Origin of the sequence: Nocardia sp. NPDC056000 (assembly GCF_042269265.1) — a bacterium.
Classification (GTDB): domain Bacteria; phylum Actinomycetota; class Actinomycetes; order Mycobacteriales; family Mycobacteriaceae; genus Nocardia.
On sequence record NZ_JBHJXS010000004.1, the window covers coordinates 101,386 to 124,528 of the forward strand.

Below are 23,143 nucleotides of genomic sequence, written 5' to 3' on the forward strand. Positions count from 1 at the left end.
TCGGGGTCCACGAAACAGGAGGAAGCAATGTCTATCGTTCTCAATCACACGATCGTTCCGTCGACCGACAAGCGCTCCGCGGCAACGTTTTTCGCCGAACTGATGGGGCTGGCAGTGTTCGCTACCGCCGGACCGTTCGTGCCCGTGCAGGTCAACGGCGATCTGACGCTCGACTTCGACGACCGCGGACGGGTCGAGCCCGGTCATTACGCCTTCCTCGTCGATGACGACACCTTCGATGCCGTGCTGGGGAGGCTGGCGGCATGGCCTGCCGTGGAGTACGGCTCCGGCCCCGAACACGGATGGGACCGGCAGATCAACCACCTGGCCGGCGGGCGCGGGGTCTACGTGCACGCCCCCGACGGCCACAGCTACGAGCTGTTCACCGCCGTTCCGTGAGCCACTGGTCTCGACGGCTGGATTTCCGTGGGCTGGCATCGGGGAGATGAAGGAAATCAAGCAGTGGCGCGCCATTGCCACCAGAGAGGCAGTGACGCGCCATCGCCACCAGATACGAACTCGCTCTGGCCTATCGCGCCGGGCTGTTCCTGGCGCTGATCATCGAATGGCTTCGACTATTGGGAGGCACTGCCTAGCCCAGGTCAGGGTTGCCGACCCATTCGACGATGGTCCAGCCCTTCTGCGGGCTGCCCTTGAGGACCACGCGGCCGCCGTTGCGCATCGGATCGGTGCCGAGCTTGCTCTTATCGGCGTTGCTGGCGTTCATCATCGACCAGAACATGATGGTGCCGCCGTGCGAGAAGATCACCGGGTTGGCGCAGTTGCGGCGCTGTACATCGAGCAGGGCCTGGTCGAAGCGGTCGTCGAACTCCTTGCCGTCGATGGAGCCCGGGATCCGTGCGCTGGTGTCGCCGGAGATCCACTTGATCGGGGCCTGGAGGTATCCGGCCATGGCCTGGGCCTCCGGGGTGCCCTCGTACTGGCCCGCCTCGATCTCGCGGAAGCCGGGCTGCACGTTGACGCTCAGGTGCTTCTTGGCGACGGTCGGTGCCGCGGTCTGCTCGGTGCGCACCATGTTGGACGCGAAGGCGCAGTCGAACTTCTTGTCGTTCAGCAGGGTGGCCAGGTTGTCCGCCTGGGTCCGGCCGCGCGGGGACAGGTCGGGTCCGGGCACCTTGGTGTCGATCAGGCCCGAGGTGTTGCCGAGGGATTCGGCGTGGCGCACCAGGGTGATGGTCATTTCGTTGGCGCCGCCGCTGCCGGAGCTACTGCCGGAGCTGCCGAAATCGGGGCCGGCGGTTGCGATGCCGGTGGTGGCGGTGGCGGCCGCGACCGCGGTCGCCATCACCGCGAGGGACAATCGAAGAGATCGGATGCGCATGGGTGGGAAGGCCTTTCATCGTGGCGAAAGCCACTTCAGTTCTGCCGAAAACCGGACATTTGGGGTGTCGCGTCTCACAGAAGCAGCTCTTGCCCGAATCAAATACCGGAGATCCCATTCATCGGGATCCTTCGCAATCCGGCCCACGCGCGGCCGCTACCATCGGTAGCAGAGGCATCTGCTCACCAGCGGGCGTAATCGGTGTCCACCCGGGATACCTTGATGGTTCCGTAGGTCGTCGTCCCATCGGCGTGCCGTTGTTTCACCGACACCTCGCCGCCGTCGGTCAGATCGATCCAGCGGTTTTCGCTTCCCGCCGTGAAGGATTGGTTCTGATAGATGCCCGACTCGGCGAAGACGTAGCCGTACCGGGGAGTGTTGTCGAACGCGCCATTGCAAACCTGAATGCCGCTCTGGGGGAAAGTGATCGATCCGTCGTGACTGCCCGGCCCTTGCACCCGCGCGGCGTTCACCAGTTCGGTCGCGACCCTGTTCGCCTCGACCTTGTCGGCGGTGACGGTTGATTCGCTGCCGGAGTTGTTCGAGACCAGTATTCCGTTCGCCCCGAAGGTGAGTGCGCCGGTGGATGCCCATGGCCCGGTGACCTTTTGGGTGGTCACCAGGGTGGCTCCGACCTTGGCGGCCGCGACCTCGCCATCGGACCCGACCGGATCGGTAACCCGTACCCCGGCCGGAGTGAACTCGAGTCTCCCCGTTCCCGAGAGCCCATGGACTCGGGCAGCTCGGATCCCCTTGTCGAAGGTGGGTTCGACCACTTGGACGGTGGTGGACAGGAAGTATTGCCGCGTGGTGGCGGGATCGGTGGCGATCAGGGTGTAGGTGGCGTCGCGCTTGGGGCCGGTCTTGGGGTCGGGCCGCCACTCACCCGTGGCGGTGACCGAGGCCAGGGTGCCGTCCGGCAATCCGATCGTGTAGGCCAGATCATCGGGTCCATCCCAGCGCAACACGATCGCGTCGCCATCGTCCACCAGGGCCTGATCGGGACGGAAGTTGCTGGGCGCCACGAACTTCGGTGCGGTCTTCACCAGCGGAACGGCGGTGACGCTGTTGCTCGGTTTCGCGGTCTGCGTTTTAGCGGCGGACTCGTGCACGCTCAGCACGGCGAGCCCGGCGGTTTCGGCGATCGGGACATCCTCCAATTTCACCACCAGGTAGTCACCGGGAGCGAAACGGACCTTGCCACCGGAAGATTTGGTGACCTGGAAAGACCCTGCGGCGGACTGGATTTGGACATCGAGGGACTGCACGCCCGTCTGCTGGCCGTGGAATTCGGCGCTGGCCGTGACGAGGCTGATATCCGGCGTCAGATGTTCGGCGCCATTGCCGATGGGCACCTTCACCTCGTTCTTGGTCCAATGTGTCGCGGTGCCGCTGGAATTGGTGACCATCAGATACACCGTCCCGAAGGACGTGGGCTGCCCCGCCTTCGACGCCTCCAAGGCTGCGGGGTCGGTGAGCACGGTGTAGGTCAACAGAGTCATGAGATCGCATCCTTGCGCCGGAGGGTCGGCGCGGGGGAGAACCCGCGCGCGATCGAGAGCCCACGCGCGACGACGCGGCGGGGCCGGACGGGGACAAGCGGCGACACCGTTGTCATACGAAATCGCTTGGGCCCCAACAGAGCACCCTTCGATTCTGACCCATCCGACCCTGCGCGCACTGCGATTCGGCAAGACGATCACCAGCGACATCGCGATGAAATGTGCTGGGGTACGCGAGCTTTCCCGCAACTCACCTGACCGAGCGACTCCGGCTGCGGAGTCGACGCCGTCCGATCAGGGGAGATTCTTGGTCAGCGCGGCGCTGACCTTCTGGACCGCGTGGCAGGGGTCGCGCGGATCGCTGGGAGCGCCGAGATACCGCAGGGTGAGCACGGCGGTCCCGAACGCCGCCACGGAGGCGGTAATGCAGCCGATCTTGTTGCTGTCCTGTACCGAGCGGAACAGCGCGAAGTCGTGACCGTAGTACGACGAGCGCCGCAGATCGGTGTAGGTCCCCGGAGCCAGCACGGTGTCCAGCGAATCCGCCGAGGCCACCGCGACGAGATCGAAGCTACCGTCGGCGGCGATCCACTTGCACGCCGGGTATTTCGAGGTGGTGACCCGCTGCTTACCGGTGGAGCTCAAACCGGCTGCGCTGAGCTCGGATTCGGAGAACACACACGGATCCCAGTCCGAACCCGCGGGCGTGGCCGATGCCGTGGCGACCGGACTGGTGGTGATCGTGGGATCGTCCCGGGTGGGCGGCGTCGCAGTCGGCTCGCCGCCGGTCCCGGCCGTCGTCGGGGCGAGCGTCGTGACTGTCGCCGCCGTAGTGCCGGAGGTCGGCTGGGTGTTCACGGTCGTGGTCCCACACCCCGCGAGCAGTGCCGCGGCGGCCAACGCCACAGTCGCCGACCCGGCGCTCCTGCTGATCATTCTCGAAATCCCTTATTGTCGACCGTATTCCGTTGACTTCCGCGCTCAGAACGAGCAGTCGGTGGCACGACCCGCCCAGCCACCCTTCAGGAATCGGATGATGGCGCAGAACGCGTCCTCGGACGAACCGGCCACCTGCGTGCCGACCGGCGCCGACACCACGCTTGCGGTTGGTGAAACAGGTTGTGCCGCTGCGGAACCCGCCGAGCCGATGAGACCGGCGGTGAGGGCGGAGATGACGATGAGCTGCTTCATCGGTAATCCTCTTCTGACGACAATGTGACATCTCATCGTGATTTCGCTGGTCAGAACGATCAAGCGGTCTTTTCGAATGGAACGATAAGGTCGGCTTAACAGTAGAAGGGATGGGGTGTGGAGCTCCGGGACATCGAGATCTTCCTGACCCTTGCCGAGGAGCTGCATTTCGGGCGCACCGCCGAACGATTGCACCTGACCTCACCGCGAGTCAGTCAGTCGATCAAAGCCCAGGAACGCGCGATCGGCACCGCGCTGTTCACGCGAACGAGCCGGGTGGTGCGCTTGACCCGCGCGGGCGAGCAGCTGCGCGACGGCCTGCGGCCGGTCTACCGGAACCTCAACGAGGTGCTGGCGGAGGCGAAGCGGGCCGCCCGCGAGGAACACGCGGTGCTGCGCGTGGGCGTGATCGCCTCGAACGCCCACGACCTGCGGCCGTACTTCGATACGTTCACCACCCGGCATCAGTCCTGGCGGCTCGACGTGCGGCACAACCCGTTCGTCGACGCCTTCGGTCCACTGCGCCGGGGCGAGATCGACGTGCTGATCTCCTGGCTCCCGGTCCAGGAGCCCGATCTCACCGTCGGACCGGTTGTCTTCACTGAGGACCGCGTACTCGCCGTCGCGGCCGATCACGCACTGGCCCTGCGGGATTCGGTCTCATTGGAGGTGCTGGGTGATTTCAGCGTGGCCACCGGCCCCGATCAACCCGGCTACTGGCAGGACGCCTTTCATCCCTTCGCCACACCGCGCGGCCGCCGGGTCGAACGCGAGGGCCAGGTCACCAATATGGATGAGCTGTCGACCCTGATCGGCCTCGGCCGCTCGGTGAACCTGCTCGGCGAGCACGCGTCCCGCTTCCACGCCCGCCCCGACTTGGCGTACGTCCCGGTCTCGGATGCCCCGCGCTTGCAGTGGGCGATGATCTGGGCCGCGGGCGGCGACACCGAACCGGTTCGTGCCCTGGCGCGGGTCGTCACCGACCTGGGCACCCGCGCGATCTGAGCCCGATAGGGACAGCAATGGCGAGCGATCAGATCTGCTGCGCCATCAACAGGTCGTCCACGAACTTCTCCTCGAGGTAATACTCGTTCCGGAGTGTGCCTTCGAGTGTGAAACCTGTTCTGGCGTAGAGGCGTTGGGCGGCGAGGTTGGTGGACAGCACACGCAGGGTCAGGCGGGAAGCGTGCTGACGGCGGGACTCGGTGATCGCCGCGGCGATCAGCGCGGTGGCAATCCCTCGGTGCCGGGCGGTGTCGTCGACCGCGAGGCCCTGGATTTGGCGGACGTGGGCGCAGCTGTCGACCGGGATCGGTTGTACCAGGCGCAGGTAGGCGACAACACGGTCATCGAGTTCGGCGATGAGGTAGTCCTCGGGGCGGCTGGCCTCGTGGAAGAACGGTTCGCCAGCGGGTGGCCGCGGGGTGATCTCGGTGGCCGGGGACCAGGTTCGCCGCACGAGCTCCGAGAGTGCGGGCTCGTCGTCGGTGATGGCCGTGCGGATCCTCACGTCGCTCATGGCCTCCAGTCTTCCCTGATCTGTGCGCGATTGCGGGTCCGACGATTTCCGGTGTGTTACGGCAGCCGCTTTTGGTCGATGGCGGCGGTTAACACAGTCGGGGAAAACGCGAGGACAGCGATTACCCCGCACCAGGTCGATGCGACGTGCCTGCGCATTCACAGATCGCGATCTGACACTAAAGAGATTGCTACACAACGTGTTTGGTGATTCGCGGCAATAGCCCCTCGGTGAGTTTCTGGACATCGGCAAATGTTCCGGATGTAACCATTGTGAAATCGACCGGACGTCAACTGGTTTCACCGATGAAAGTGCCCACACCGAACCGCGCCGGTTCGCCTCGCTCATCGGTCCACGCGAATTCCAGGGAGAACCTCATGTCCGAACTGACCCAGTCCACGGTCGATATCGACAAGGCGATCGAGGAGAACATCGCCGCGTCGCTGGCGGAGATTCCGCATCCGGCATTGCCGAAGGGCACCAATATCTACGGTGCCACCAAGATCTTTCCCGACTATCGGGCCGAGGTCGGGGAAACCTACTTCACGCTGGTGCACGGCATCGCCCACGAGTCCTCGGTCAGCTTCGTGGCGATCCTGCAAGCCACCCGCGCGCTGCGCAAGGGCTTCGAGTCCGCCATCTACTTCTATGGCCCAGGCGCTATCAATGCCATTGCCACACGCGGGTTTCCGACCACCGGCGACAGCGGATTCCCCGGCGAGCAGAACATCAACGACGCGCTCTCGACCTTCATCAAGGAGGGCGGCAAGGTGTTCGCGTGCCGGTTCGGACTCGCGCTGCACGGTGCGCGCGAAGAGGACCTGATCGAGGGCGTCATTCCCGCGCATCCGCTCGATGTGCAGGACGCGCTGATCCACTACGCCCGCAAGGGCGCCATCATCAACTCGACCTACCAGCTGTAGGCCTGCCATGACCGAGGTATCCACTCGAGTAGACCTGGCGCTGCTCGGAATTCGCGTCGATGTGCCGGTGCAGCGCCGATCCGGTGCCGGTCCCAGCGATGACGGTCATGTCCTGATCGGGGGTGCCGGCGCTGCCATCCCCATCCGGCGCGCGAGTCCGTACAGCGTGCGCGGGAATCGGCTCCTGTTCGAAGGCACCGATCTGGGAGTGACGGTCGAGCCGGTCCAGCGGCCGCGCTTCTACGATCTGGTGACCGCAGACGGGATTTCGTACGAGAAGATCGCCAAACTGCACGGGGCCGATGTGCTGGCCACGACGGTGGTGCAGACGTGCATTCGCTACGACGAGGACCAGCGTTGCCGCTTCTGTGCCATCGAAGCCTCGCTCGAGGCGGGGTCCACGATCGCGGTGAAACGGCCCGAACAGCTCGCCGAGGTCGCCGCGGCGGCGGTGCGGTTGGACGGGGTGCGTCAGATGGTGATGACCACCGGCACCTCCGCCGGAAAAGACCGGGGTGCAAGGCATTTGGCGCGCTGCGTCCGGGCGGTCAAACAGGCTGTGCCCGACCTGCCGATCCAGGTGCAGTGCGAGCCCCCGGGCGAGCAGTCGACGCTGAGCGAGCTGCGCACGGCCGGAGCCGATTCGATCGGCATTCATGTGGAGTCACTCGATGATCGAGTGCGCGCACGGTGGATGCCGGGCAAATCGAATGTGCCGCTGAGCGAATACCGCGCGGCATGGGCCGAGGCGGTGCGCGTGTTCGGTCGCAACCAAGTCTCGACGTATCTGCTCGCGGGACTGGGCGAGGACCCGGACGAATTGGTTTCCGGGGCACGCGAACTCATCGCGATGGGCGTGTATCCGTTCATCGTCCCGTTCCGGCCACTGGCGGGCACGCTCGCGGTCGATGTCGATCACGCGAGCGCACCGGAACCCGAATACCTGGAATCGGTCACGCGTCGCGTCGCGCACGACTTGCAGCAGGCCGGAATGCTCGGTGCCGCACAGAAAGCCGGATGCGCGGCATGCGGAGCGTGCTCGGTCCTGCAGAGCGCCGGGGGATGAGATGGCTACTCAACAAAGGGTGGTGACGTCTCGCGCGCGGCTGGATGCGCCATCAGAGCCGGTGCGCCAGGACCTGCGACCCCAGGCGTCCTCAGGGGAGCCGCCAAACCCCGGAATCGGATCGTGGCTATCCGGTGAAGCATCGAATCCCGGCATCGGGTTATCGAGCGGGGCATCGAATCCCAGCGCCGGATCACGGCTGTCTCGCAGGCCGCACAACCAGGACATCGGGTCGTGCGTGCTCTCCGGAACCCCCACTGGTCGCGACGACGACTTCATGATTCGCGAGGCCGAGCCGATCGAACTTCGGGCCTACCGGCGACTGCGCCGCGAGACCTTCGTCCTCGATCAGGGCTTGTTCGTAGGCAGCGATATCGATGACCTCGACGATGACCCGCGTACCCGGGTGCTCGTCGCGACCGCCTCCGACGGCATGGTGCTCGGGGGTGTGCGCCTGGCCCCGGCCACGCCGACCGATATCGGCTGGTGGACCGGCAGTCGCCTGGTGGTCGACCACGCGCTGCGCACACACCGGATCGGGAAAGCCCTGGTTCGTGCGGCGTGCGCGTATGCCGAGAACAACAATGTGCTGCGCTTCGACGCCACCGTGCAGGCCCGCCATGCCGCGCTATTCACCGATCTGGGCTGGGCGGCGATGGGACCGAGCAGCCTGGCTGGTGTGCCTCATGTGGTCATGCGGTGGCCGATCGAACGCATCCAGCGATTGGCCGACGCCACCAAATCGATGCTGGGACCGACACTCGCGGCACTGGATGTACTGCCGATGTCCCTGGGTGGGAGCGGTTTTCGCGGCGACGATGCAGCGCCCGTCCCCAGTGGAGATCTGTTCGCGGCGTGCGATGCCATCGTGCCCTCGATGGTCGAACGCGATCCGGAATGGGCGGGCTGGTGCGCGGTCCTGGTCAACCTCAACGATCTGGCCGCGATGGGTGCCGAACCCGTCGCGATGCTCGACGCGGTAGCCGCCCCCACACGCTCACTGCTGACCCGGATCCTGCGGGGCCTGGGTAAGGCGAGCGCGGTATGGCAGGTGCCGGTCCTGGGCGGTCACACCCAGCTCGGGGTCCCGGCCGCGCTGTCGGTGACCGCGTTGGGCCGCACCGATCGCCCGGTCAACAGCGGTGGCGGCCGCGCAGGCGACCAGCTCGCGCTCACCGCCGATCTCGACGGCGGCTGGCGCACCGGATATCACGGGCGGCAATGGGATTCGTCCTCGCATCGATCAGGCGAAGAACTGCGCGCCCTGGGCCGCGTCGTCGCCGAGTCCCACCCGCGCGCGGCCAAGGACGTCAGCATGGCCGGTATCGCGGGCACCGCCGGCATGCTCGCCGAATCCAGCGGCGTCGGCGTCGAAATCGACCTGGCACGCCTGCCCAAACCCGAGACCGCCGCAATGGCCGACTGGCTCACCTGCTTTCCCGGTTTCGCCATGCTCACCGCCGATCGCCCCGGTGCCCCCGCCCGCTCTGCGTCGAGCCCGGCGACCTCGGCGATCTGCGGCGAATTGACCACCACCCCCGGCGTCCGGCTGCGCTGGCCGGACGGCATCACGACCACCGCGGTGACGGGATCCGTTACCGGATTGGGGATCTCATGAACGACCTGACCATCTCCGTGGCAGCCGCCGAATTCGGCCGCGATATGGAGACCTGCTACCGCACCATCGGCACACTCATCGACACCGCCCGCGCACGGGGGAGCCGATTGTTGGTCCTTCCCGAGGCCTGCCTGGGCGGCTACCTGCCCAGCCTGGGCGGCGGTGAAGAGAGCGAGGAAGCCCGAGCCCGCCGATTGCGCAGTCTGCCACCGGCTCTCACTCTCGACGGACCCGAGCTGCGCACCGTCGCGGCCATGGCCGGGGACCTGGTGGTGACCCTCGGATTCTGCGAAGCCGACGGCGAGGACCGCTACAACGCCGCGGTCACCCTCAGTGGTGACGGAATCCTGGGCTCATACCGCAAGGTTCATCAGCCGCTCGGTGAAAACCTCTGCTACCAAGCGGGATTCGAGTATCGAGCGTTCGACACTCCGGTCGGCCGGATGGGCATGCAGATCTGCTACGACAAAGCCTTCCCCGAGGCCGCCCGGGCACTGGCTCTGGATGGTGCGCAGATCATCACCTCGCTTTCGGCCTGGCCGACGGCTCGCACAGGTGCGGCCGAGCGGCTCGAAGATGACCGCTGGACACAACGTTTCGACATCTTCGATCGTGCCCGCGCGGTGGAGAACCAGGTGGTGTGGGTCGCCTCCAACCAGGCCGGAACCTTCGGATCACTGCGCTTCGTGTGCAGCGCCAAGATCGTCGGCCCAGGCGGAGACGTGCTTGCCACCACCGGCACCGACGCCGGACTGGCCACCGCCACAGTGGATCTCGATCATGTGCTGGCGCTCGCCCGTGACGGCGGCATGTACAACCTGCGTGATCGCCGTCCTGAGCTGTATCACAGCGTGACTCAGCGCTACGGCGTTGTCGGACAACCGGATCGGCCTGCGGGTTTGGTGGTCGAACATGCCTGAGATGCATTTCCTGGTCCGCTGGCCCGACGGGGCGGTGCAGCACTGCTACTCACCCTCGCTGGTCATCCACGACCATCTCACGGTCGGCATCGACTACCCGATCGACGAATTTCTCACCCACGTCCGCACCGCACTCACCCTCGCCTCCGAGCGGGTGCGCGCCAAGTACGGATTCGCGTGCACCTCGGCGGCGCACACCCTCGAATGCATCGAAACCGCTGCCGCACAGGCACTCTTGTCCGCCGAAACCGGCACCGTGCGAGTGCTGTCGATGACTCCGCCATCGCTGGCCGCCGCGACATCGAAAGGCCGGTCATGACAACCTATTCCACCGAACATCACGATGTGATCGTGATCGGCGGCGGCCAAGCGGGCCTGTCGATCAGCTGGCATCTCACGCGTAACGGTATCGACCATGTCGTGCTCGAACGTGACACCATCGCCCACGAATGGTCCGACACCCGCTGGGACAACTTCACTCTCGTCACCCCGAACTGGCAGTGCGTCCTGCCCGGCTACCGGTACGACGGCCCAGACCCGCACGGGTTCATGGCGCGCGATGAGGTCTTTGCCTGGCTGCAGGGCTATGTGCGGACGTTCGACCCACCCGTGCGGGAAGGCGTGCAGGTGAACGATCTGACCGTCGCGCCCACAGGCGGATTCGCACTCGGCACCAGCGCCGGGCCGATGCACGCCGATCAGGTGGTGGTCGCGGCCGGCGGCTATCACATTCCCACCATTCCGCGCTTCGCCGAGAAGCTCCCGGCCTCGATCACCCAGCTGCATTCGGCGCAGTACCGCAATGCCGACGAATTGCCCGACGGCGCGGTACTGGTCGTGGGCACCGGGCAATCGGGTGCCCAGATCGCCGAGGACCTGCACCTGGCAGGGCGACAGGTGCATCTGGCGGTCGGCAATGCCCCGCGGGTGGCGCGCTTCTATCGCGGCCGCGATTGCGTGGCCTGGCTGCACGATATGGGCCACTACGACATCCCGATTCAGGATCAGCCCGGCGGACTGGGCAAGCGGGAGAACACCAACCACTATGTCACCGGCCGTGGCGGCGGTCGCGATATCGATCTGCGCGCATTCGCCCGTCAAGGGATGGGGCTCTGCGGGCGTCTGATCGATATCGATAGCGGCACAGCGTATTTCGACTTGTCGCTGGCGAAATCCCTCGATCACGCCGACGCCGTCGCCGAGAGCATCAAGGATTCCATCGACGCCTACATCGCCCGCGAACACCTCACCGCACCGGTCGAGGAGCGCTACACCCCGGTGTGGCACCCCGAATCCGAGCCGACCGAACTCGATCTCGCCGCGCACGGCATCACCTCGGTGCTGTGGTCGGTCGGATTCCGCACGGACTACCGATGGCTGCGCGCCGGAGTCTTCGACGGAGAAGGACACCCCTGCCACAACCGCGGTGTCACAACCACATCCGGCCTGTACTTCCTGGGCCTGCCCTGGCTGCACACCTGGGGTTCGGGCCGCTTCGCCGCGATCGCCCGCGACGCGGAGTACCTGGCCGACCGCATCACCGTCGCGGCCCACACCTCAGCGGTGGCCTAGGCGATGCCCGTCACGCGAATCGCCGCGGTCGCAGCGCATTTCGGCGCCGATATCGGCCGGGCGCTGGAGAAGATCGCCGGGATCATCGAGCGCCTGGCCGCCGACGGCGTCCAGCTGCTGGTGCTGCCCGATGCGAGCCTGGGCGGCTACATCGGCGATCTGCGCAACCCCGACCCGGCCACCGGTCCCGAAGCGATCGACGGCGACGGCCCCGAAATCCGGCTACTGAGCCGCTTGGCCGGAGACATGGTTGTCTGCGTCGGCTACGCCGAACACGCGGATGGCCTGCGCTACAACTCGGCAGTCTGCCTCAGCGGTGACGGCGTGCTGGGCCGCCACCGCAAGGTGCATCAACCGGCGGGGGAGCACCTCGCTTACGCTGCCGGACAAGGCTTCTCCGCCTTCGATACTCCACTCGGCCGCATGGGCATGCTCATCGACTACGACAAAACCTTCCCCGAATCCGCCCGCGAACTCGCCCTCGACGGCGCCCACACCATCGCGGCCCTCTCGGCCTGGCCTGCCAGCACCACCGACCGCGCCTCCCGCATGCCCAACGACCGACAATCACGCCTGTTCGACCTCTACGACCAGGCCCGCGCCGCCGAGAACCAAATCGTGCTCGCCTCCTCCAACCAAACCGGCACCACCGGCAGCCTCCGCTTCCTCGGCCAAGCCAAAATCGTCGGCCCCGGCGGGGACATCCTCGCCAAAACCTGGACCAAGGGCGGCCTCGCGGTCGCCGACATCGATATCGCCGCCGAAGTCCAGCGCGCCCGCCGTGTCCTGCACCACCTCACCGAACGCCGCACCGACACCTACGTCAACCTCCTGCAGGACAAAGGATTTCAATGATGAGGATCGCCCTGCTGACCTACTCCACCAAACCGCGTGGCGGCGTCGTACACACCCTCAACCTCGCCGAAGCGCTGGTCCGCGAGGGAGCCGACGTCACGGTGTGGACCCTGGGCAGAGGCGGTGACCACGCCTTCTTCCGCCCCGTCGACCCGGCAGTGCGCGTGCGCGTTGTCCCCTTCGCCGCTCTCGACGGTGAAAGCGTCGGCACCAGGATCATGCGCTCGATCGAGGTCCTGCGAACCGCCTTCACCCCAACCGATTTCGACATCGTGCACGCCCAAGACTGCATCAGCGCCAACGCCGTCGGCCCCTGCATCCGCACCATCCACCACCTCGACCACTTCACCACCCCCGAACTTGCCCGCTGTCACGAAGCCGCCATCATCAACCCCTACGCCCACATCTGCGTCTCATCCGCCGTCGCCGAGGAAGTCCACACCGGCTGGGGCCTGACCCCCACGGTCATTCCGAACGGCGTCGAATACGACCGCTTCGCCACCGCCGCAAGCAACGACCCCGCCGCAGCAGCAGGCCGATCCGCATGGCGCACTCGCCTGGGCCACTACGTCCTCGCGGTCGGCGGCATCGAACCCCGCAAAGGCAGCCTCGATCTACTCGAGGCATTCGCTCTTGTGCACCGCGATCACTCCGACCTGCGCCTGGTCATCGCAGGCGGAGAAACCCTCTTCGACTACCGCGACTACCGAACTCAATTCGACACCCGTGCAACCGAACTCGGCATCGACGTCACCGTACTGGGTGCGGTCGAGCACGCCGACCTACCCGCCCTGGTCGCCGCCGCACAGGTCCTGCCGTTCTTCTCCACCAAGGAAGGCTTCGGCCTCGCCGCCATGGAAGCCCTGGCAGCAGGCACCCCCGTCGTAGCCCGCGACCTACCCGTCCTGCGCGAAGTCTTCCAGAACGCCGTGCAGTATGCCCGATCCCCAGCCGAGATGGCCGCAGGCATCCGAGAAGCGTTGCGCCACAACCCACAACGCGCCCATGCAGGCCGCACCCTCGCCGCGCAATTTCGATGGGACCGCGCCGCCCGCTCACACCTCGACTTCTACGCCAGCGCTGCCACAGCGGATCGTCGACCGACATCCGTATCCGGCCATGGCGCTGCATGATCAATTCATCCGCTCACGCACCGCTCGCCAAACCGGATCGGACATCGATCGCTCAATCGAACAGTCGGCCAAGTAGCGCGCCCTGCCCCGATTGCAGGACGTGCGCGACTTCCAACGGAATCCAGAAGCATTCGAATCGAGTCGGTTCACCTTCGCCATCGTGTTCTTCCCGGCTGTTCCACCGCTCCGGAGTTCCTTGACCGAGCTCGAGTTCGAAGACGTGCCGATGCTGGATCTCGAACCGGTAGGGGCTGATGTCATAGGCGTCTTCCCCGAGCTTGCGCACGATCGTGAATTCGGTGAGCCCAGTCTCTTCCCGTGCCTCGCGCAGGACGGCATCCTCGGGCGTCTCCCCGTCCTGCAGACTTCCGGCAGGTACTTGGATGCCGACATCTTCCCATGAGTAATCGATGTGGCGGAAGACGAGCAATCGTCCGTCGCGCACGATATAGGCCAAAACCTTTTCCGTGGACACCTTTTCGGGCATCGGACCTGTAGCCCTTCCTGAGGGGTGGATGCGACATCAACCTAGCCGTCCATGCACGTCAGAGATTCCTTTCCGCAGGGAACTACACTCTGGCTGACGAAATCCACGTCGCGTTGCATGGGTGAATCACAGTTCCCGGCGTAGCCGAACTGCGACCGCAGAAGACCGGACCATCGGTGTAAGGGAGAGCGAGATGCCGGAAATTCGGGTGGCGCTGGTGGGCTTCGGGCTTGCCGGATCGGTTTTTCACGCACCATTGATCGCCGCCGAACCGCGGATGCGCTTGGACGTGGTGGTCACCTCGTCGGCCGAACGCGCCGAGCAGGCGAAGCGGGAGCATCCCGGGGTACGGGTCATCGCGACAGTCGAGGAGCTGTTCGCTGATCCATCCGGAATCGATCTGATAGTGATCGCCACGCCCAATCGCAGCCATGCCTCGCTGGCGCTGCAGGCGATTGAGGCCGGGATTCCGGTCGTGGTGGATAAGCCATTCGCGGTCACCTCGGCCGAGGCAGAGCAGGTCATCGCCGCCGCTGACCGGCGTGGAGTGGTTTTGTCGGTGTTCCAGAACCGCCGATGGGACGGCGACTTCCTCACTGTCCGAAACTTGATCGCTAAGGGGCAGTTGGGAGAGGTGCAGCGGTTCGAGTCGCGGATGGAACGGTGGCGGCCGGTATGCAAGGGCGGCTGGCGCGAGCTCGGGGGAGCCGCCGATGGGGCCGGATATCTATACGACCTCGGCAGCCATCTTGTCGATCAGGCGCTGGTGCTGTTCGGTCCGGTCACCGATGTCTATTGCGAACGCGACCGCCGTCGTGCCGGAGTCAACGCCGATGATGACGCGTTTCTTGCTCTCACTCATGACTCGGGCGTCCGGTCTCATTTATGGATGAGTGCTGTAGCCGCACAAATTGGCCCGCGGTTTCGCGTTCTGGGATCCGAAAGTGCCTTCGTCATACATGGTCTCGATCCTCAGGAAGCGGACCTGCGCGCCGGTCGTCGCCCGGGCGAGGGAAACCCCTGGGGCACAGTTGAACCCGACTCATGGGGTCAGTTGGGAACCGAGGGCGATACCGGTTCAATCCCCACCGAGCCCGGCGACTACCCCGCGTTCTATCGAGCGATGGCCGATGCCTTGATCGACGGCACACCAGTCCCGGTTGATCCGCACGACGCACTCGAGACGCTCAGGGTTCTGGAACGGGGAGTCATCAGCGCGCAGCGGTAGGACTTCCCCTTTGTGAGGGATGCGGGTGATGTCGTTGACCCACAGGTCATTTGGTTTGCCGCGAATGCGATTTCATTTGCAAGTTCGGTGTTAACCAGGCTGAATGCCTATGTTGTGCTCTGGTTTCCGGTGTGTCAAGATCGTCGGCACCGGCTTCGGGGGGAAGTTCATCGGAGGTAGTCGGCAATCCGCGTTGCGCACCCGTTTTGACTCGCCGCCAACAAATTTCAAGGAGCCGCCATGGGAGCGCTACTTCTCAGCAGGGACGTTCCGGGGACGCTCGAGTCCCTTTTCAACACCATTGTCGCGCCGACCACCTGGGACCACTGGTTCGGTATGCATCACGATTTCATCGGCACGCCACCCGAGCGGCTGGTCGAAGGGTCCGTCGTAGTCGCCGAGGTGCTGCTGCACGGCATGCTCGAGGAAGTCGAGTGGACCGTCACCCGACTCGACAAGCCCAATCGAATTGCCTTGCGTGGCAAGGGAAGAACGGGAATTCAGTACGACCTGACCTACTGGTTGCAGAGCACCGAATCGGGCAGCAACATCACCGCGGGCTTCACCTTCTCCGGACCGTTGATCACCAATCAGGTGACCAAGGCCCTGGAACAGCACGGCTACGAGCAGCTCGAGAACACCCTCGGCCAATTGGCCGAACTCGCCTGCGCACGACACGAATAGATCGAAAACCCGACGCTCACATCGATCCCAATGCCGTGATCGGTGAGCGCTTTCGCGGTTGCAGGGCAACGGGTTTCGGGCTCATGCCCATTTCGACTGACACCGTTCGACCGTGTGCCGTGCATTCCACGAGGTCCCGATACACCTGAGCGACATCGACCCCCGGGGTGCCGTCTGCCAGATCCATGCCGAGGCTGAGTAAGGTTTCGCGCACCCAACCCGGGCTGACCGTATTCAAGCGAACGCCACGCGGCATCGCGATCGACGGAGCGTGCACGAACGCCTCCAGGCCCACATTGACCAGATAACCGAACGAACTGCCCGGGATGGGCTCGGTGAACCGGTCGCTGGTAGCGTCACCGATCCGCCGCCTCGCACATGAGCGAGTGCTCGTCGGCCCGCGCACTGAGAAATGCCCTGCCTCGGTGGTTCACGACGGGCACCTATGTATTCACGCGACTGCCGTACAGCCCTACTCGGCGTCCTCGTTGTCGGGTTCGGTCATGACTGCACCCCGCTGCGGTACAACACCCCGGCGGCCTCGAGGGTCGCCAGGGCGGCCTGTTTCTGCCTGCATCGCACGGACTCGTTGTGCAAGTGGATCTGCGTCAACCGGTGCGCCCGCGCAACGTCCATAGGGCCGGGGTCGAACCCACAATGATCGAAGTACGCATAGTCGTTCGGGTCGTCCGAACCGTTCTCGAATCGCATGGCAACCCGGACCGTCGCAAAGTCCACGTTCATCCTGGCATCACCGCCGGCACGTCGGGGGCGAACCCGGATGGGATAGCGAATTCCGGGTGCGGGTCGAGACTGAGCCGGTGCATCACGCGGTTGCCGACGAACGCGGTCCGGCCGTGCATCCACCGATGGTTGTGCAGCACATAGCCTTCGCCGGTCTCGAGCGCAAACGTGATGGTGTGTCGTTTGATCGCCGCCGCCAGCACCGACAGGTACCGCGTGATCTCCGGCGAGTACTTCACTAGATCGTCGGTGCGGTACCGGACCCGTATCCGGCCGCTCTTGCCGCTTTCGAAGATCGAACCCAGATAGCCTGCGGCCCCGCCGAAAAGCGCTGTACGCGGCTGTGAGAGGGCATCCAAGGCTTGCGGGTCGTTCATCGCGAGATCCAGGTACACCGCCAGCCCATCGGTCGCCAGACACTCGCCGCCGGTGGATGCCTTCTGCCCGCAGCACACCATTAGCAGCGCGGGCGGTTCCATCACCCCGGAACGGTCTGTGTGTGGTGTGAGCTTCCCGGTCCCGAATCCTTCGAACCCGATGCGGTTGCCGAACCCGCCCCGATCCTCGAGGGTGGTCACCCCGTCGGTGTCGCTGTCCCGGTGAGGGACGATACGGCCCAACGATGAGCCGAGGGTGACCAACTGGGCACGTGTTCGGATCTTGTCGACCCGGGCGAATCCATCGGCGGACAGTCGCGCTGCCACCCCGGACGCCCAATCCTGCTGCAAATCAACGAAAGTCATGCCGATAACCGTCCGCTCGTGGCTGCCGGGCGTCCACTGACAGATTGTCAGCGTCAACGTCGAGCCGGGTCGGGTATGACGGTGTTAGCGTCGCGGGCATGACTGCCGACTACGTGCCACACATGTACTCGATCTCGGTAAAGGGTGTCGTCGTCCGCGACGGTCACGTACTGCTGTTGAAGAACGAGCGCGAAGAGTGGGAGTTGCCGGGCGGGCGAATCGAGCCGGACGAATCCCCCGAAGAGTGTGTGGCCCGTGAGATCACCGAAGAGACGCAGTGGCCGGTGACGACGGGGCCGATTCTGGACTCGTGGATGTACTACATCAACGAAGTGGAACGGACCGTGTTCATCGTGACCTATGGGTGTCACCCGGACACAGACGCGGAACCCGTGCTCTCTCATGAACACAAAGAGGTCGGGTTGTTCCGTGAGGATGAGATCGCGGGGCTGAACATGCCGGACGGCTACAAGCGGTCGATCATGACGTGGTTCGCGCACTTGCGGGCGTCCGAAAACGTCTGAGCCGCGATCGTGGATGGGCACCGGTGCCAAGCCTGCGGAGTGATTATCAGTCGCCTCGCCGCTGAACCGGTGTGCCCGACCTGCGCGGTCAGCACCGACGCACCGGTGCGACCGGTGCAGGCCGCACCGATTGCTTCGGTGGTGTGGTTGTGGGCGGCTCCGGAAGCGGCGACCGCGATAGCTACCCGTGACCTGCCAACGATTCTGCGCGCGTATCGAAGAGTGAACGGGCTCAATCAGATTCAACTGGGCGAGCTTCTCGGCTACGACTCGTCGTACATTTCCATGATCGAGACGGGGCGGCGGCCCATCACCGATGTCACGGCTCGCCGCCACATCGCCGGCCGCTTGGGGATACCCGCGCATGTTCTCGGGATCACCGGCACCGATGACGCCGAATTTCGGGCGATGCTCCAATTCGGTGACAGCACAGTGCGATTAGCTGAGATCGCCCGTCAGTCCGGGCACGCCGCGGAAGCGGTCAACGAACTGTGGCCGCTCGTGGCACGGCTGGAAGCACGAGCAGCGGAGGGGCATTTAGAGCGGGACAGCCTGGTTCTGTTGGCGCAAGCGCGGGTAGGGCTTGGCGTCTCGCTAGGGGCAGTGCTACCCGAGGAACGGTTGTCATCGGCGGCCAGGTGGACCGGGCAGGCGGTGACGATCGCCGCCCGCCTGGACGATCCGATGTTTCGTGCGTACACGCTTCGTATGCACGGCAACGAACTTCGCAAGGCTGGGCATCCCGCCGCAGCTGTCGCACGCCTCAAGGAGTCCAAGGAACTGTCACGTGACCCGGCCGCTTTGGGCGGAACGCTCGCGTTCATGTGCCGCGCGTTCGGTGTCCTCGGCGACGCCGAACGATTCGACACCGCCCTGCATGAGTATCGGACGCTGTTGGAGGGCAACACCGGGAGCGGACTATTATTCCAGCCGTTCACGTTGCGGGAGATCGAGTTACGCGGCCTGTTGTGCACTGGTCGGGCCGCCGAAGCGGGACGGCTGGTTCACGTCCAGGCAGGTAGGCCGGCCGCGCCGCAGTGGCGGATCATCGAGCGTGTCACCACCGGCGAAGTGCTCGCCGCGGTCAATGAATTAGACAGTGCGGCAGTATTTTTCGAGGATGCAATCGAGGATGCGGAACATCGCCGACTTCCGCATCAGATCCAGCGGGCAATACGCGCGACCGCCCAGGCCGGGCTGGACGAACTCGCGACCGAAGCGCGCGCCGCCCTCGCGCGAATCCGGTCACTGCTTGGCAGTGGACGGTCCGAGTAGCGTGCTCGATCGAACGGGAGCCCCCACCCTGAGTACCCGATCACTGGTCGGGCGACGACCCCGCCCAAGGCCGATTGTCACTCGCACACTGCGGAGGGGTCGCCGCGCACGCCCATGGCCAGTTGCTGTACGCGGCCAGCGGAGTACTCGCCTGGGCGGATTCACCTACCCCTTCGGTGTTCCCGGCGCCGAGCACATCGATGCCGACACCGTCCGTCGTCACCCTCGCGAATATGCTGCCCTGGCCTATCTGCTCGAACGCAGCGGCCACACTGCAAACGGCGCGTTCCCAACCCGTTTCAGCGATCAGGAACAAGACATCCTCGCTGCGGGCCGAGCATGGCTGGCCGAAAACCAGTAGGTCAACTCGACCGTCAGCGCCGCGATACCGGGGCACCGACCCGATTAGGTTCGGTGCCCCGAATCTCACAGCGATCGCAGCACTCTCCGGCCCATCACCGGATCAGACAAGGGCCGCACCGCAATTCGCATCAGCGCCAATGCGTTGTCATCTCCGGCAATGCGGTTCATCTTCAATACCCCACAGCCCAGACACTGGTGCACCAGCGACCATTCACCGTTGTCCCGCACCGTCATACTGACCGCCCGCATGCGCGCACGACAGGTCGCGGCACGATCGCCTGGTACCCGGTCCACATGACGACTGGCCAAACAGTGCGGGCAATGATTGCGATGCCCGGTCCCCGGTGCGTTGATCGGTACGTCGAGCCGACACCCCACGCATCGGAACGACTCACCGGATTCCCCACCGGGACCGTGCAATACGGACTTCCCGCGCTGGCGGCGATTGGGCGCCGCGTTGTTCTTCCGTGGCATGTCCGGCTCCTACAGATCGCCGAACACTTCGAGCGGGAACGGTGGTTCGGCCAGCGGACGCACAGCCAACCGCATAAGGATCAGCTGATTGTCATCCCCGCACACCGCGTGCAGCGCCAGCTCATGGCACCGCGTGCAGCGATGCACGATGCCCCATTCGCCACTGCGCGACACCGCTATCGACAGCGGAGCCATCCGTGCCTGACACTCGGACACACCACCCTCGACCTGATCGACGGTATGTCGTGAATGCAAACAACTGGGGCAATGATTGCGCCGCTGGCCATCGGGCCCGAGCAGAGCCACGGTGAGACTGCAACGCATGCAGGAAAACGTCCCGGTCCGCAATGCCGGACTGGGCTCATGGTTGGTAAAGGTGTTGTCGGACAACTCGGTTCACTCCAATGCCTAGAGCGTGAATGCTGGCAGCGGGAGCAGGCCGAGAGCGCCTCGATGACGCTTGCGACTATCGACCAGATGTGGTGCGGGCAGCGATGTTTCGTGCCGGAGCCACACCCTGAGGCGCTCTCGGCGCATTCCGGGTCATCAAAACACCCTCTTCCACGAGTCGATTCTTACGCGCCCGAGCGGCGCGGCGGCAACGGTAACAGTGGCCGACCGCTGCCCGCCATCGATTTATGGCGCACTGCTGCGAGACGAACCGCAACCGCATGAATCTGCCGAAGGGCGAGTTGTGTCAGCGGCCTGGTTAGCGGCCTTGCCAGGTGCGCAGGGCCGTACCGGTGAGCTCGGTGCCGTGGCCGACGCAGACGACGTCGACATCGAGTTCGGCCAGCGTACGGGCGGCGGCTTCGACGGCGGCGCTGTCGAGGTTGAACACGCCCGGCATGCTGATGCCGTGGACATTGGCGACTGTGTCGCCGGTGAAGAGGGTGCGGTGGGTCGGCAGGTGTAGGGCGAGGCTGCCCTCGGTATGGCCGGGAACGGTGAGAACCTCTGCGCCGCCGCCGAAATCGAGTACGTCGCCGGCGTTCAGTTCGCGGTGTACGGGGGCCGGGCGCGGTTGCGGGCCCGGTTCGAGAGCCTCGGCGATCGGAAGTTCCCAGTCGCGCAGGACTGGAGCGGGCTGGGGGCGTTCGCCGCGCACGATGTCGGCGTCGGCGTGGTGCACCCAGATTTCGGCTCCCCATTCGGCGATATCGCCTGCGGAGCCGATGTGATCGTCGTGGGCGTGGGTGAGGATCGCCCGCCGGACCTGCTCGGGGGTGAATCCCAAAGAACGAAGCCCTTTTTCGATATCGCTCGCCGATCCGGGCAGGCCGGTGTCGATCAGGGTCAGTACGCCGTTGTCGTTCCACACGTAGACATTGAGGTCGTTCACCTGGGAAAACCGGAATGCTGTGAGCTGCGGCAAGATAGAAACGATCTCCATGTAGCGGACACTACCGAGGATGGACCGCACGTTCCCAGCCGTGCTGCTGTGGGCAGAAAACGTCACCGCACGGGTTCAGGGTGGGTTGTTCACAGGTGTCGATCGCAGTGGTTTGGCGGCCCAGGGTCAGTTGGTTCGGTGGACCGGTGGTGGGGTCCAATCACCTTTGTTCACTTCGGGTTTGGGCCAGTAGGTGCGGATGGTGAGCTCGAACTCGGTGCGGGGTGCGGGGAGCCAGTTCGATTCGAGGTCTGGGCCGGGGGAATCGTGTTGGATGTAGAGCGTCAGGGTGCCGTCGGGGTCGGTGCGCATGGTCTTGTTCTTGGTGCCCAGTGAGTAGCGGGCCAGGTCGTTGGGGGCGAAGAAGTGTTCGGGGTTGTAGAGGGTCAGGGACCAGAAGCCGTCGACCGGTGGTTGTTGTCCGAGCGCGAAGGTGAGGGTGTAGTCGTTGTCGCCGTGTAGCCGCTGATTCGCGCTGTCTTCTTCGCCGAAGAAGTAGCGGGTTTCCTCGGGCTGGTTGACGTACATGTTGGATTTGGCGGTGGCGGTGCGGGTCAGGTAGTCGAATCCCCAACGGGCACACTGCGGTGGGGTGTTCCAATTGCCCGGCAGGCGTTGACCATTGGTGCGGAAATCGAAAAGCGGTGCGACGATGCGGGATTCGGTGTCGATCGCCGCGTCTTTAAGTGCGGCGGCCAGTTCCGCGTCAGTGGCGGCAGCGGCCAGCAGTGCGCGCATCATCGCGTAGCGGGACTCCTCGCCTGGCAGTGGCGGCACGCGGTCCAGAATGTCGCCCAGTTCGTCGAAGAATGTCTCGGGATCGACCCACCTGGTCTCACCGTGGGAGGAAGCGGCGGCGGGGAAGTGCGGGGTATTGCGCCAGTCGACGGTCCGATCGTCACCGGTGTAGGTCGAGAGCGGGTAGATCACGATCCGATCGAGGGTGGCCTGGATGGCGTCGCGGTCGGCATCGGTGTCATCGAGGAACACCCGCGGTCCCATGGCGACGAGTTCGGTCGGGCACCGCAGGACCGCGGTGATGCCCTCGGGGACGCGGCCGTCCCAGTTCGGTCCGATGACCAGGTAGCGACCGGGTGCGGTCCCGTATTGCTGTCCCAGTGCGGAGAATTCGTCGCTGCGGGCGTCGTAGAGGGAGTACACCCAGAACCGTTCACCGAAGTCGGGCACCTGCAGCACCACCGGGTCTTGATCGACCGCGCCGTACCCGAAGCCGTACACCACATCCTGGTTCGGGTGCGCGACCCATCGTTGAGACGGGTCGATGTATCTGCTCAGCATCGATACGTATCCGGTCGGCGCCGCGGGCAGCACCCCGCCGATGAGCCCGGGCTCGGGTGCCGCGGCGAAGGACGCACGCCGATGGAAGGCATTGACGATCGGCCATCCCCACACGTAGATATCGGCGGCGACCAGTCGCGCGAATTCGGGGGTGAATACCGTTCCGGCAGGAACCCCCGGAACATCGGTCGCGTCCGTCGGGGCCGGGCTCGGGTAGCTCATCTACTGACCGCCTCTCGCGCAGTGATCGTCGACAGCAACGAGCGCAAACCTATGACCGGCGCATTC

At 65.1% G+C, this 23,143-nt stretch carries 25 protein-coding genes; 14 read left to right on the forward strand and 11 right to left on the reverse strand.

The window, feature by feature from the left end; translation table 11 throughout:
• Positions 1-27 precede the first annotated feature (27 nt).
• Positions 28-399 (forward strand): VOC family protein, encoded by a 372-nt coding sequence (locus ACFC4D_RS12490; RefSeq protein ID WP_376062824.1) that lies wholly within the window; start codon positions 28-30, stop codon positions 397-399.
• A gap of 193 nt (positions 400-592) precedes the next feature.
• Here the strand turns inward: ACFC4D_RS12490 and ACFC4D_RS12495 are convergent, their stop codons facing one another.
• The 4 genes from ACFC4D_RS12495 to ACFC4D_RS12510 all read right to left on the reverse strand — a co-directional run bounded on the left by ACFC4D_RS12495 (position 593) and on the right by ACFC4D_RS12510 (position 4,035).
• Positions 593-1,342 (reverse strand): histidine phosphatase family protein, encoded by a 750-nt coding sequence (locus ACFC4D_RS12495; RefSeq protein ID WP_375957022.1) that lies wholly within the window; start codon positions 1,340-1,342, stop codon positions 593-595.
• A 182-nt stretch (positions 1,343-1,524) separates the two neighbouring features.
• On the reverse strand, positions 1,525-2,844 hold the full coding sequence (locus ACFC4D_RS12500) for a hypothetical protein (RefSeq protein ID WP_376062825.1): 1,320 nt from the start codon (positions 2,842-2,844) through the stop codon (positions 1,525-1,527).
• A 294-nt stretch (positions 2,845-3,138) separates the two neighbouring features.
• The gene (locus ACFC4D_RS12505; RefSeq protein WP_376062826.1) at positions 3,139-3,780 is read right to left on the reverse strand and encodes a DUF3558 family protein; all 642 of its coding nucleotides are present in this window, start codon (positions 3,778-3,780) and stop codon (positions 3,139-3,141) included.
• A gap of 45 nt (positions 3,781-3,825) precedes the next feature.
• Positions 3,826-4,035 carry a hypothetical protein gene (locus tag ACFC4D_RS12510; RefSeq protein WP_376062827.1) on the reverse strand — a complete coding sequence of 70 codons (210 nt, stop codon included), beginning with the start codon at positions 4,033-4,035 and terminating at the stop codon, positions 3,826-3,828.
• 117 nt (positions 4,036-4,152) lie between these two features.
• Here ACFC4D_RS12510 and ACFC4D_RS12515 point away from each other — a divergent pair, with 117 nt between their 5' ends.
• Positions 4,153-5,040, forward strand: a complete 888-nt coding sequence (locus tag ACFC4D_RS12515; RefSeq protein ID WP_376062828.1) for a LysR family transcriptional regulator — start codon at positions 4,153-4,155, stop codon at positions 5,038-5,040.
• Between the two features lie 28 nt (positions 5,041-5,068).
• Here the strand turns inward: ACFC4D_RS12515 and ACFC4D_RS12520 are convergent, their stop codons facing one another.
• On the reverse strand, positions 5,069-5,554 hold the full coding sequence (locus ACFC4D_RS12520) for a GNAT family N-acetyltransferase (RefSeq protein WP_376062829.1): 486 nt from the start codon (positions 5,552-5,554) through the stop codon (positions 5,069-5,071).
• A gap of 377 nt (positions 5,555-5,931) precedes the next feature.
• Here ACFC4D_RS12520 and ACFC4D_RS12525 point away from each other — a divergent pair, with 377 nt between their 5' ends.
• The 8 genes from ACFC4D_RS12525 to ACFC4D_RS12560 all read left to right on the forward strand — a co-directional run bounded on the left by ACFC4D_RS12525 (position 5,932) and on the right by ACFC4D_RS12560 (position 13,641).
• The gene (locus tag ACFC4D_RS12525; protein ID WP_375957038.1) at positions 5,932-6,477 is read left to right on the forward strand and encodes an MSMEG_0572/Sll0783 family nitrogen starvation response protein; all 546 of its coding nucleotides are present in this window, start codon (positions 5,932-5,934) and stop codon (positions 6,475-6,477) included.
• 7 nt (positions 6,478-6,484) lie between these two features.
• Entirely contained in the window at positions 6,485-7,543 is a 1,059-nt protein-coding gene (locus ACFC4D_RS12530; protein WP_376062830.1) for an MSMEG_0568 family radical SAM protein, read from the forward strand.
• 277 nt (positions 7,544-7,820) lie between these two features.
• A complete protein-coding gene (locus ACFC4D_RS12535; RefSeq protein ID WP_376062831.1) occupies positions 7,821-9,161 on the forward strand; it encodes an MSMEG_0567/sll0787 family protein in 1,341 nt (446 codons plus the stop codon).
• A complete protein-coding gene (locus ACFC4D_RS12540) occupies positions 9,158-10,081 on the forward strand; it encodes a carbon-nitrogen hydrolase family protein (RefSeq protein WP_376062832.1) in 924 nt (307 codons plus the stop codon). The genes ACFC4D_RS12535 and ACFC4D_RS12540 overlap by 4 nt, the downstream gene beginning before the upstream one ends.
• Positions 10,074-10,400, forward strand: coding sequence for an MSMEG_0570 family nitrogen starvation response protein (locus tag ACFC4D_RS12545; protein WP_376062833.1), 327 nt, complete (start codon positions 10,074-10,076; stop codon positions 10,398-10,400). The genes ACFC4D_RS12540 and ACFC4D_RS12545 overlap by 8 nt, the downstream gene beginning before the upstream one ends.
• Positions 10,397-11,653, forward strand: coding sequence for an MSMEG_0569 family flavin-dependent oxidoreductase (locus ACFC4D_RS12550; RefSeq protein ID WP_376062834.1), 1,257 nt, complete (start codon positions 10,397-10,399; stop codon positions 11,651-11,653). Before ACFC4D_RS12545 ends, ACFC4D_RS12550 begins: the two co-directional genes overlap by 4 nt.
• 3 nt (positions 11,654-11,656) lie before the next feature.
• On the forward strand, positions 11,657-12,508 hold the full coding sequence (locus ACFC4D_RS12555; protein ID WP_376062835.1) for a carbon-nitrogen hydrolase family protein: 852 nt from the start codon (positions 11,657-11,659) through the stop codon (positions 12,506-12,508).
• Entirely contained in the window at positions 12,508-13,641 is a 1,134-nt protein-coding gene (locus tag ACFC4D_RS12560) for an MSMEG_0565 family glycosyltransferase (RefSeq protein WP_376062836.1), read from the forward strand. Before ACFC4D_RS12555 ends, ACFC4D_RS12560 begins: the two co-directional genes overlap by 1 nt.
• A gap of 52 nt (positions 13,642-13,693) precedes the next feature.
• Here the strand turns inward: ACFC4D_RS12560 and ACFC4D_RS12565 are convergent, their stop codons facing one another.
• Positions 13,694-14,128 carry an NUDIX domain-containing protein gene (locus ACFC4D_RS12565; RefSeq protein ID WP_376062837.1) on the reverse strand — a complete coding sequence of 145 codons (435 nt, stop codon included), beginning with the start codon at positions 14,126-14,128 and terminating at the stop codon, positions 13,694-13,696.
• 193 nt (positions 14,129-14,321) lie between these two features.
• Between ACFC4D_RS12565 and ACFC4D_RS12570 the strand changes: the two genes are divergently transcribed.
• Together ACFC4D_RS12570 and ACFC4D_RS12575 are read left to right on the forward strand one after the other, a co-directional pair.
• On the forward strand, positions 14,322-15,356 hold the full coding sequence (locus ACFC4D_RS12570) for a Gfo/Idh/MocA family oxidoreductase (RefSeq protein WP_376062838.1): 1,035 nt from the start codon (positions 14,322-14,324) through the stop codon (positions 15,354-15,356).
• Between the two features lie 240 nt (positions 15,357-15,596).
• Positions 15,597-16,040 carry a hypothetical protein gene (locus tag ACFC4D_RS12575; RefSeq protein ID WP_376062839.1) on the forward strand — a complete coding sequence of 148 codons (444 nt, stop codon included), beginning with the start codon at positions 15,597-15,599 and terminating at the stop codon, positions 16,038-16,040.
• Between the two features lie 740 nt (positions 16,041-16,780).
• Here ACFC4D_RS12575 and ACFC4D_RS12580 read toward each other — a convergent pair.
• Positions 16,781-17,584, reverse strand: coding sequence for a TauD/TfdA family dioxygenase (locus ACFC4D_RS12580; RefSeq protein WP_376062840.1), 804 nt, complete (start codon positions 17,582-17,584; stop codon positions 16,781-16,783).
• 41 nt (positions 17,585-17,625) lie between these two features.
• Here ACFC4D_RS12580 and ACFC4D_RS12585 point away from each other — a divergent pair, with 41 nt between their 5' ends.
• Positions 17,626-18,051, forward strand: coding sequence for an NUDIX domain-containing protein (locus tag ACFC4D_RS12585; RefSeq protein WP_376062841.1), 426 nt, complete (start codon positions 17,626-17,628; stop codon positions 18,049-18,051).
• 114 nt (positions 18,052-18,165) lie between these two features.
• Positions 18,166-19,326, forward strand: coding sequence for a helix-turn-helix domain-containing protein (locus tag ACFC4D_RS12590; protein WP_376062842.1), 1,161 nt, complete (start codon positions 18,166-18,168; stop codon positions 19,324-19,326).
• A 426-nt stretch (positions 19,327-19,752) separates the two neighbouring features.
• On the opposite strand, the gene ACFC4D_RS12595 is transcribed toward ACFC4D_RS12590, so the two are convergent.
• The 4 genes from ACFC4D_RS12595 to ACFC4D_RS12610 form a co-directional block, all read right to left on the reverse strand.
• Positions 19,753-20,163, reverse strand: coding sequence for an RNHCP domain-containing protein (locus ACFC4D_RS12595; protein WP_376062843.1), 411 nt, complete (start codon positions 20,161-20,163; stop codon positions 19,753-19,755).
• A 9-nt stretch (positions 20,164-20,172) separates the two neighbouring features.
• Positions 20,173-20,553 (reverse strand): RNHCP domain-containing protein, encoded by a 381-nt coding sequence (locus ACFC4D_RS12600; protein ID WP_376062844.1) that lies wholly within the window; start codon positions 20,551-20,553, stop codon positions 20,173-20,175.
• A gap of 319 nt (positions 20,554-20,872) precedes the next feature.
• A complete protein-coding gene (locus ACFC4D_RS12605; RefSeq protein ID WP_376062845.1) occupies positions 20,873-21,556 on the reverse strand; it encodes an MBL fold metallo-hydrolase in 684 nt (227 codons plus the stop codon).
• 126 nt (positions 21,557-21,682) lie between these two features.
• A complete protein-coding gene (locus tag ACFC4D_RS12610) occupies positions 21,683-23,077 on the reverse strand; it encodes a DUF1254 domain-containing protein (protein WP_376062846.1) in 1,395 nt (464 codons plus the stop codon).
• Positions 23,078-23,143: the final 66 nt, after the last annotated feature.

What these genes read in the sequence shown, in the direction of transcription:
- ACFC4D_RS12490 (WP_376062824.1), top strand. Translation starts at nt 28, where the DNA reads ATGTCTATCGTTCTCAATCACACGATCGTTCCGTCGACCGACAAGCGC.
- ACFC4D_RS12495 (WP_375957022.1), bottom strand. Translation starts at nt 1,342, where the DNA reads ATGCGCATCCGATCTCTTCGATTGTCCCTCGCGGTGATGGCGACCGCG.
- ACFC4D_RS12500 (WP_376062825.1), bottom strand. Translation starts at nt 2,844, where the DNA reads ATGACTCTGTTGACCTACACCGTGCTCACCGACCCCGCAGCCTTGGAG.
- ACFC4D_RS12505 (WP_376062826.1), bottom strand. Translation starts at nt 3,780, where the DNA reads ATGATCAGCAGGAGCGCCGGGTCGGCGACTGTGGCGTTGGCCGCCGCG.
- ACFC4D_RS12510 (WP_376062827.1), bottom strand. Translation starts at nt 4,035, where the DNA reads ATGAAGCAGCTCATCGTCATCTCCGCCCTCACCGCCGGTCTCATCGGC.
- ACFC4D_RS12520 (WP_376062829.1), bottom strand. Translation starts at nt 5,554, where the DNA reads ATGAGCGACGTGAGGATCCGCACGGCCATCACCGACGACGAGCCCGCA.
- ACFC4D_RS12525 (WP_375957038.1), top strand. Translation starts at nt 5,932, where the DNA reads ATGTCCGAACTGACCCAGTCCACGGTCGATATCGACAAGGCGATCGAG.
- ACFC4D_RS12530 (WP_376062830.1), top strand. Translation starts at nt 6,485, where the DNA reads ATGACCGAGGTATCCACTCGAGTAGACCTGGCGCTGCTCGGAATTCGC.
- ACFC4D_RS12535 (WP_376062831.1), top strand. Translation starts at nt 7,821, where the DNA reads ATGATTCGCGAGGCCGAGCCGATCGAACTTCGGGCCTACCGGCGACTG.
- ACFC4D_RS12540 (WP_376062832.1), top strand. Translation starts at nt 9,158, where the DNA reads ATGAACGACCTGACCATCTCCGTGGCAGCCGCCGAATTCGGCCGCGAT.
- ACFC4D_RS12545 (WP_376062833.1), top strand. Translation starts at nt 10,074, where the DNA reads ATGCCTGAGATGCATTTCCTGGTCCGCTGGCCCGACGGGGCGGTGCAG.
- ACFC4D_RS12550 (WP_376062834.1), top strand. Translation starts at nt 10,397, where the DNA reads ATGACAACCTATTCCACCGAACATCACGATGTGATCGTGATCGGCGGC.
- ACFC4D_RS12555 (WP_376062835.1), top strand. Translation starts at nt 11,657, where the DNA reads ATGCCCGTCACGCGAATCGCCGCGGTCGCAGCGCATTTCGGCGCCGAT.
- ACFC4D_RS12560 (WP_376062836.1), top strand. Translation starts at nt 12,508, where the DNA reads ATGAGGATCGCCCTGCTGACCTACTCCACCAAACCGCGTGGCGGCGTC.
- ACFC4D_RS12565 (WP_376062837.1), bottom strand. Translation starts at nt 14,128, where the DNA reads ATGCCCGAAAAGGTGTCCACGGAAAAGGTTTTGGCCTATATCGTGCGC.
- ACFC4D_RS12570 (WP_376062838.1), top strand. Translation starts at nt 14,322, where the DNA reads ATGCCGGAAATTCGGGTGGCGCTGGTGGGCTTCGGGCTTGCCGGATCG.
- ACFC4D_RS12575 (WP_376062839.1), top strand. Translation starts at nt 15,597, where the DNA reads ATGGGAGCGCTACTTCTCAGCAGGGACGTTCCGGGGACGCTCGAGTCC.
- ACFC4D_RS12585 (WP_376062841.1), top strand. Translation starts at nt 17,626, where the DNA reads ATGACTGCCGACTACGTGCCACACATGTACTCGATCTCGGTAAAGGGT.
- ACFC4D_RS12595 (WP_376062843.1), bottom strand. Translation starts at nt 20,163, where the DNA reads ATGCCACGGAAGAACAACGCGGCGCCCAATCGCCGCCAGCGCGGGAAG.
- ACFC4D_RS12605 (WP_376062845.1), bottom strand. Translation starts at nt 21,556, where the DNA reads ATGGAGATCGTTTCTATCTTGCCGCAGCTCACAGCATTCCGGTTTTCC.
- ACFC4D_RS12610 (WP_376062846.1), bottom strand. Translation starts at nt 23,077, where the DNA reads ATGAGCTACCCGAGCCCGGCCCCGACGGACGCGACCGATGTTCCGGGG.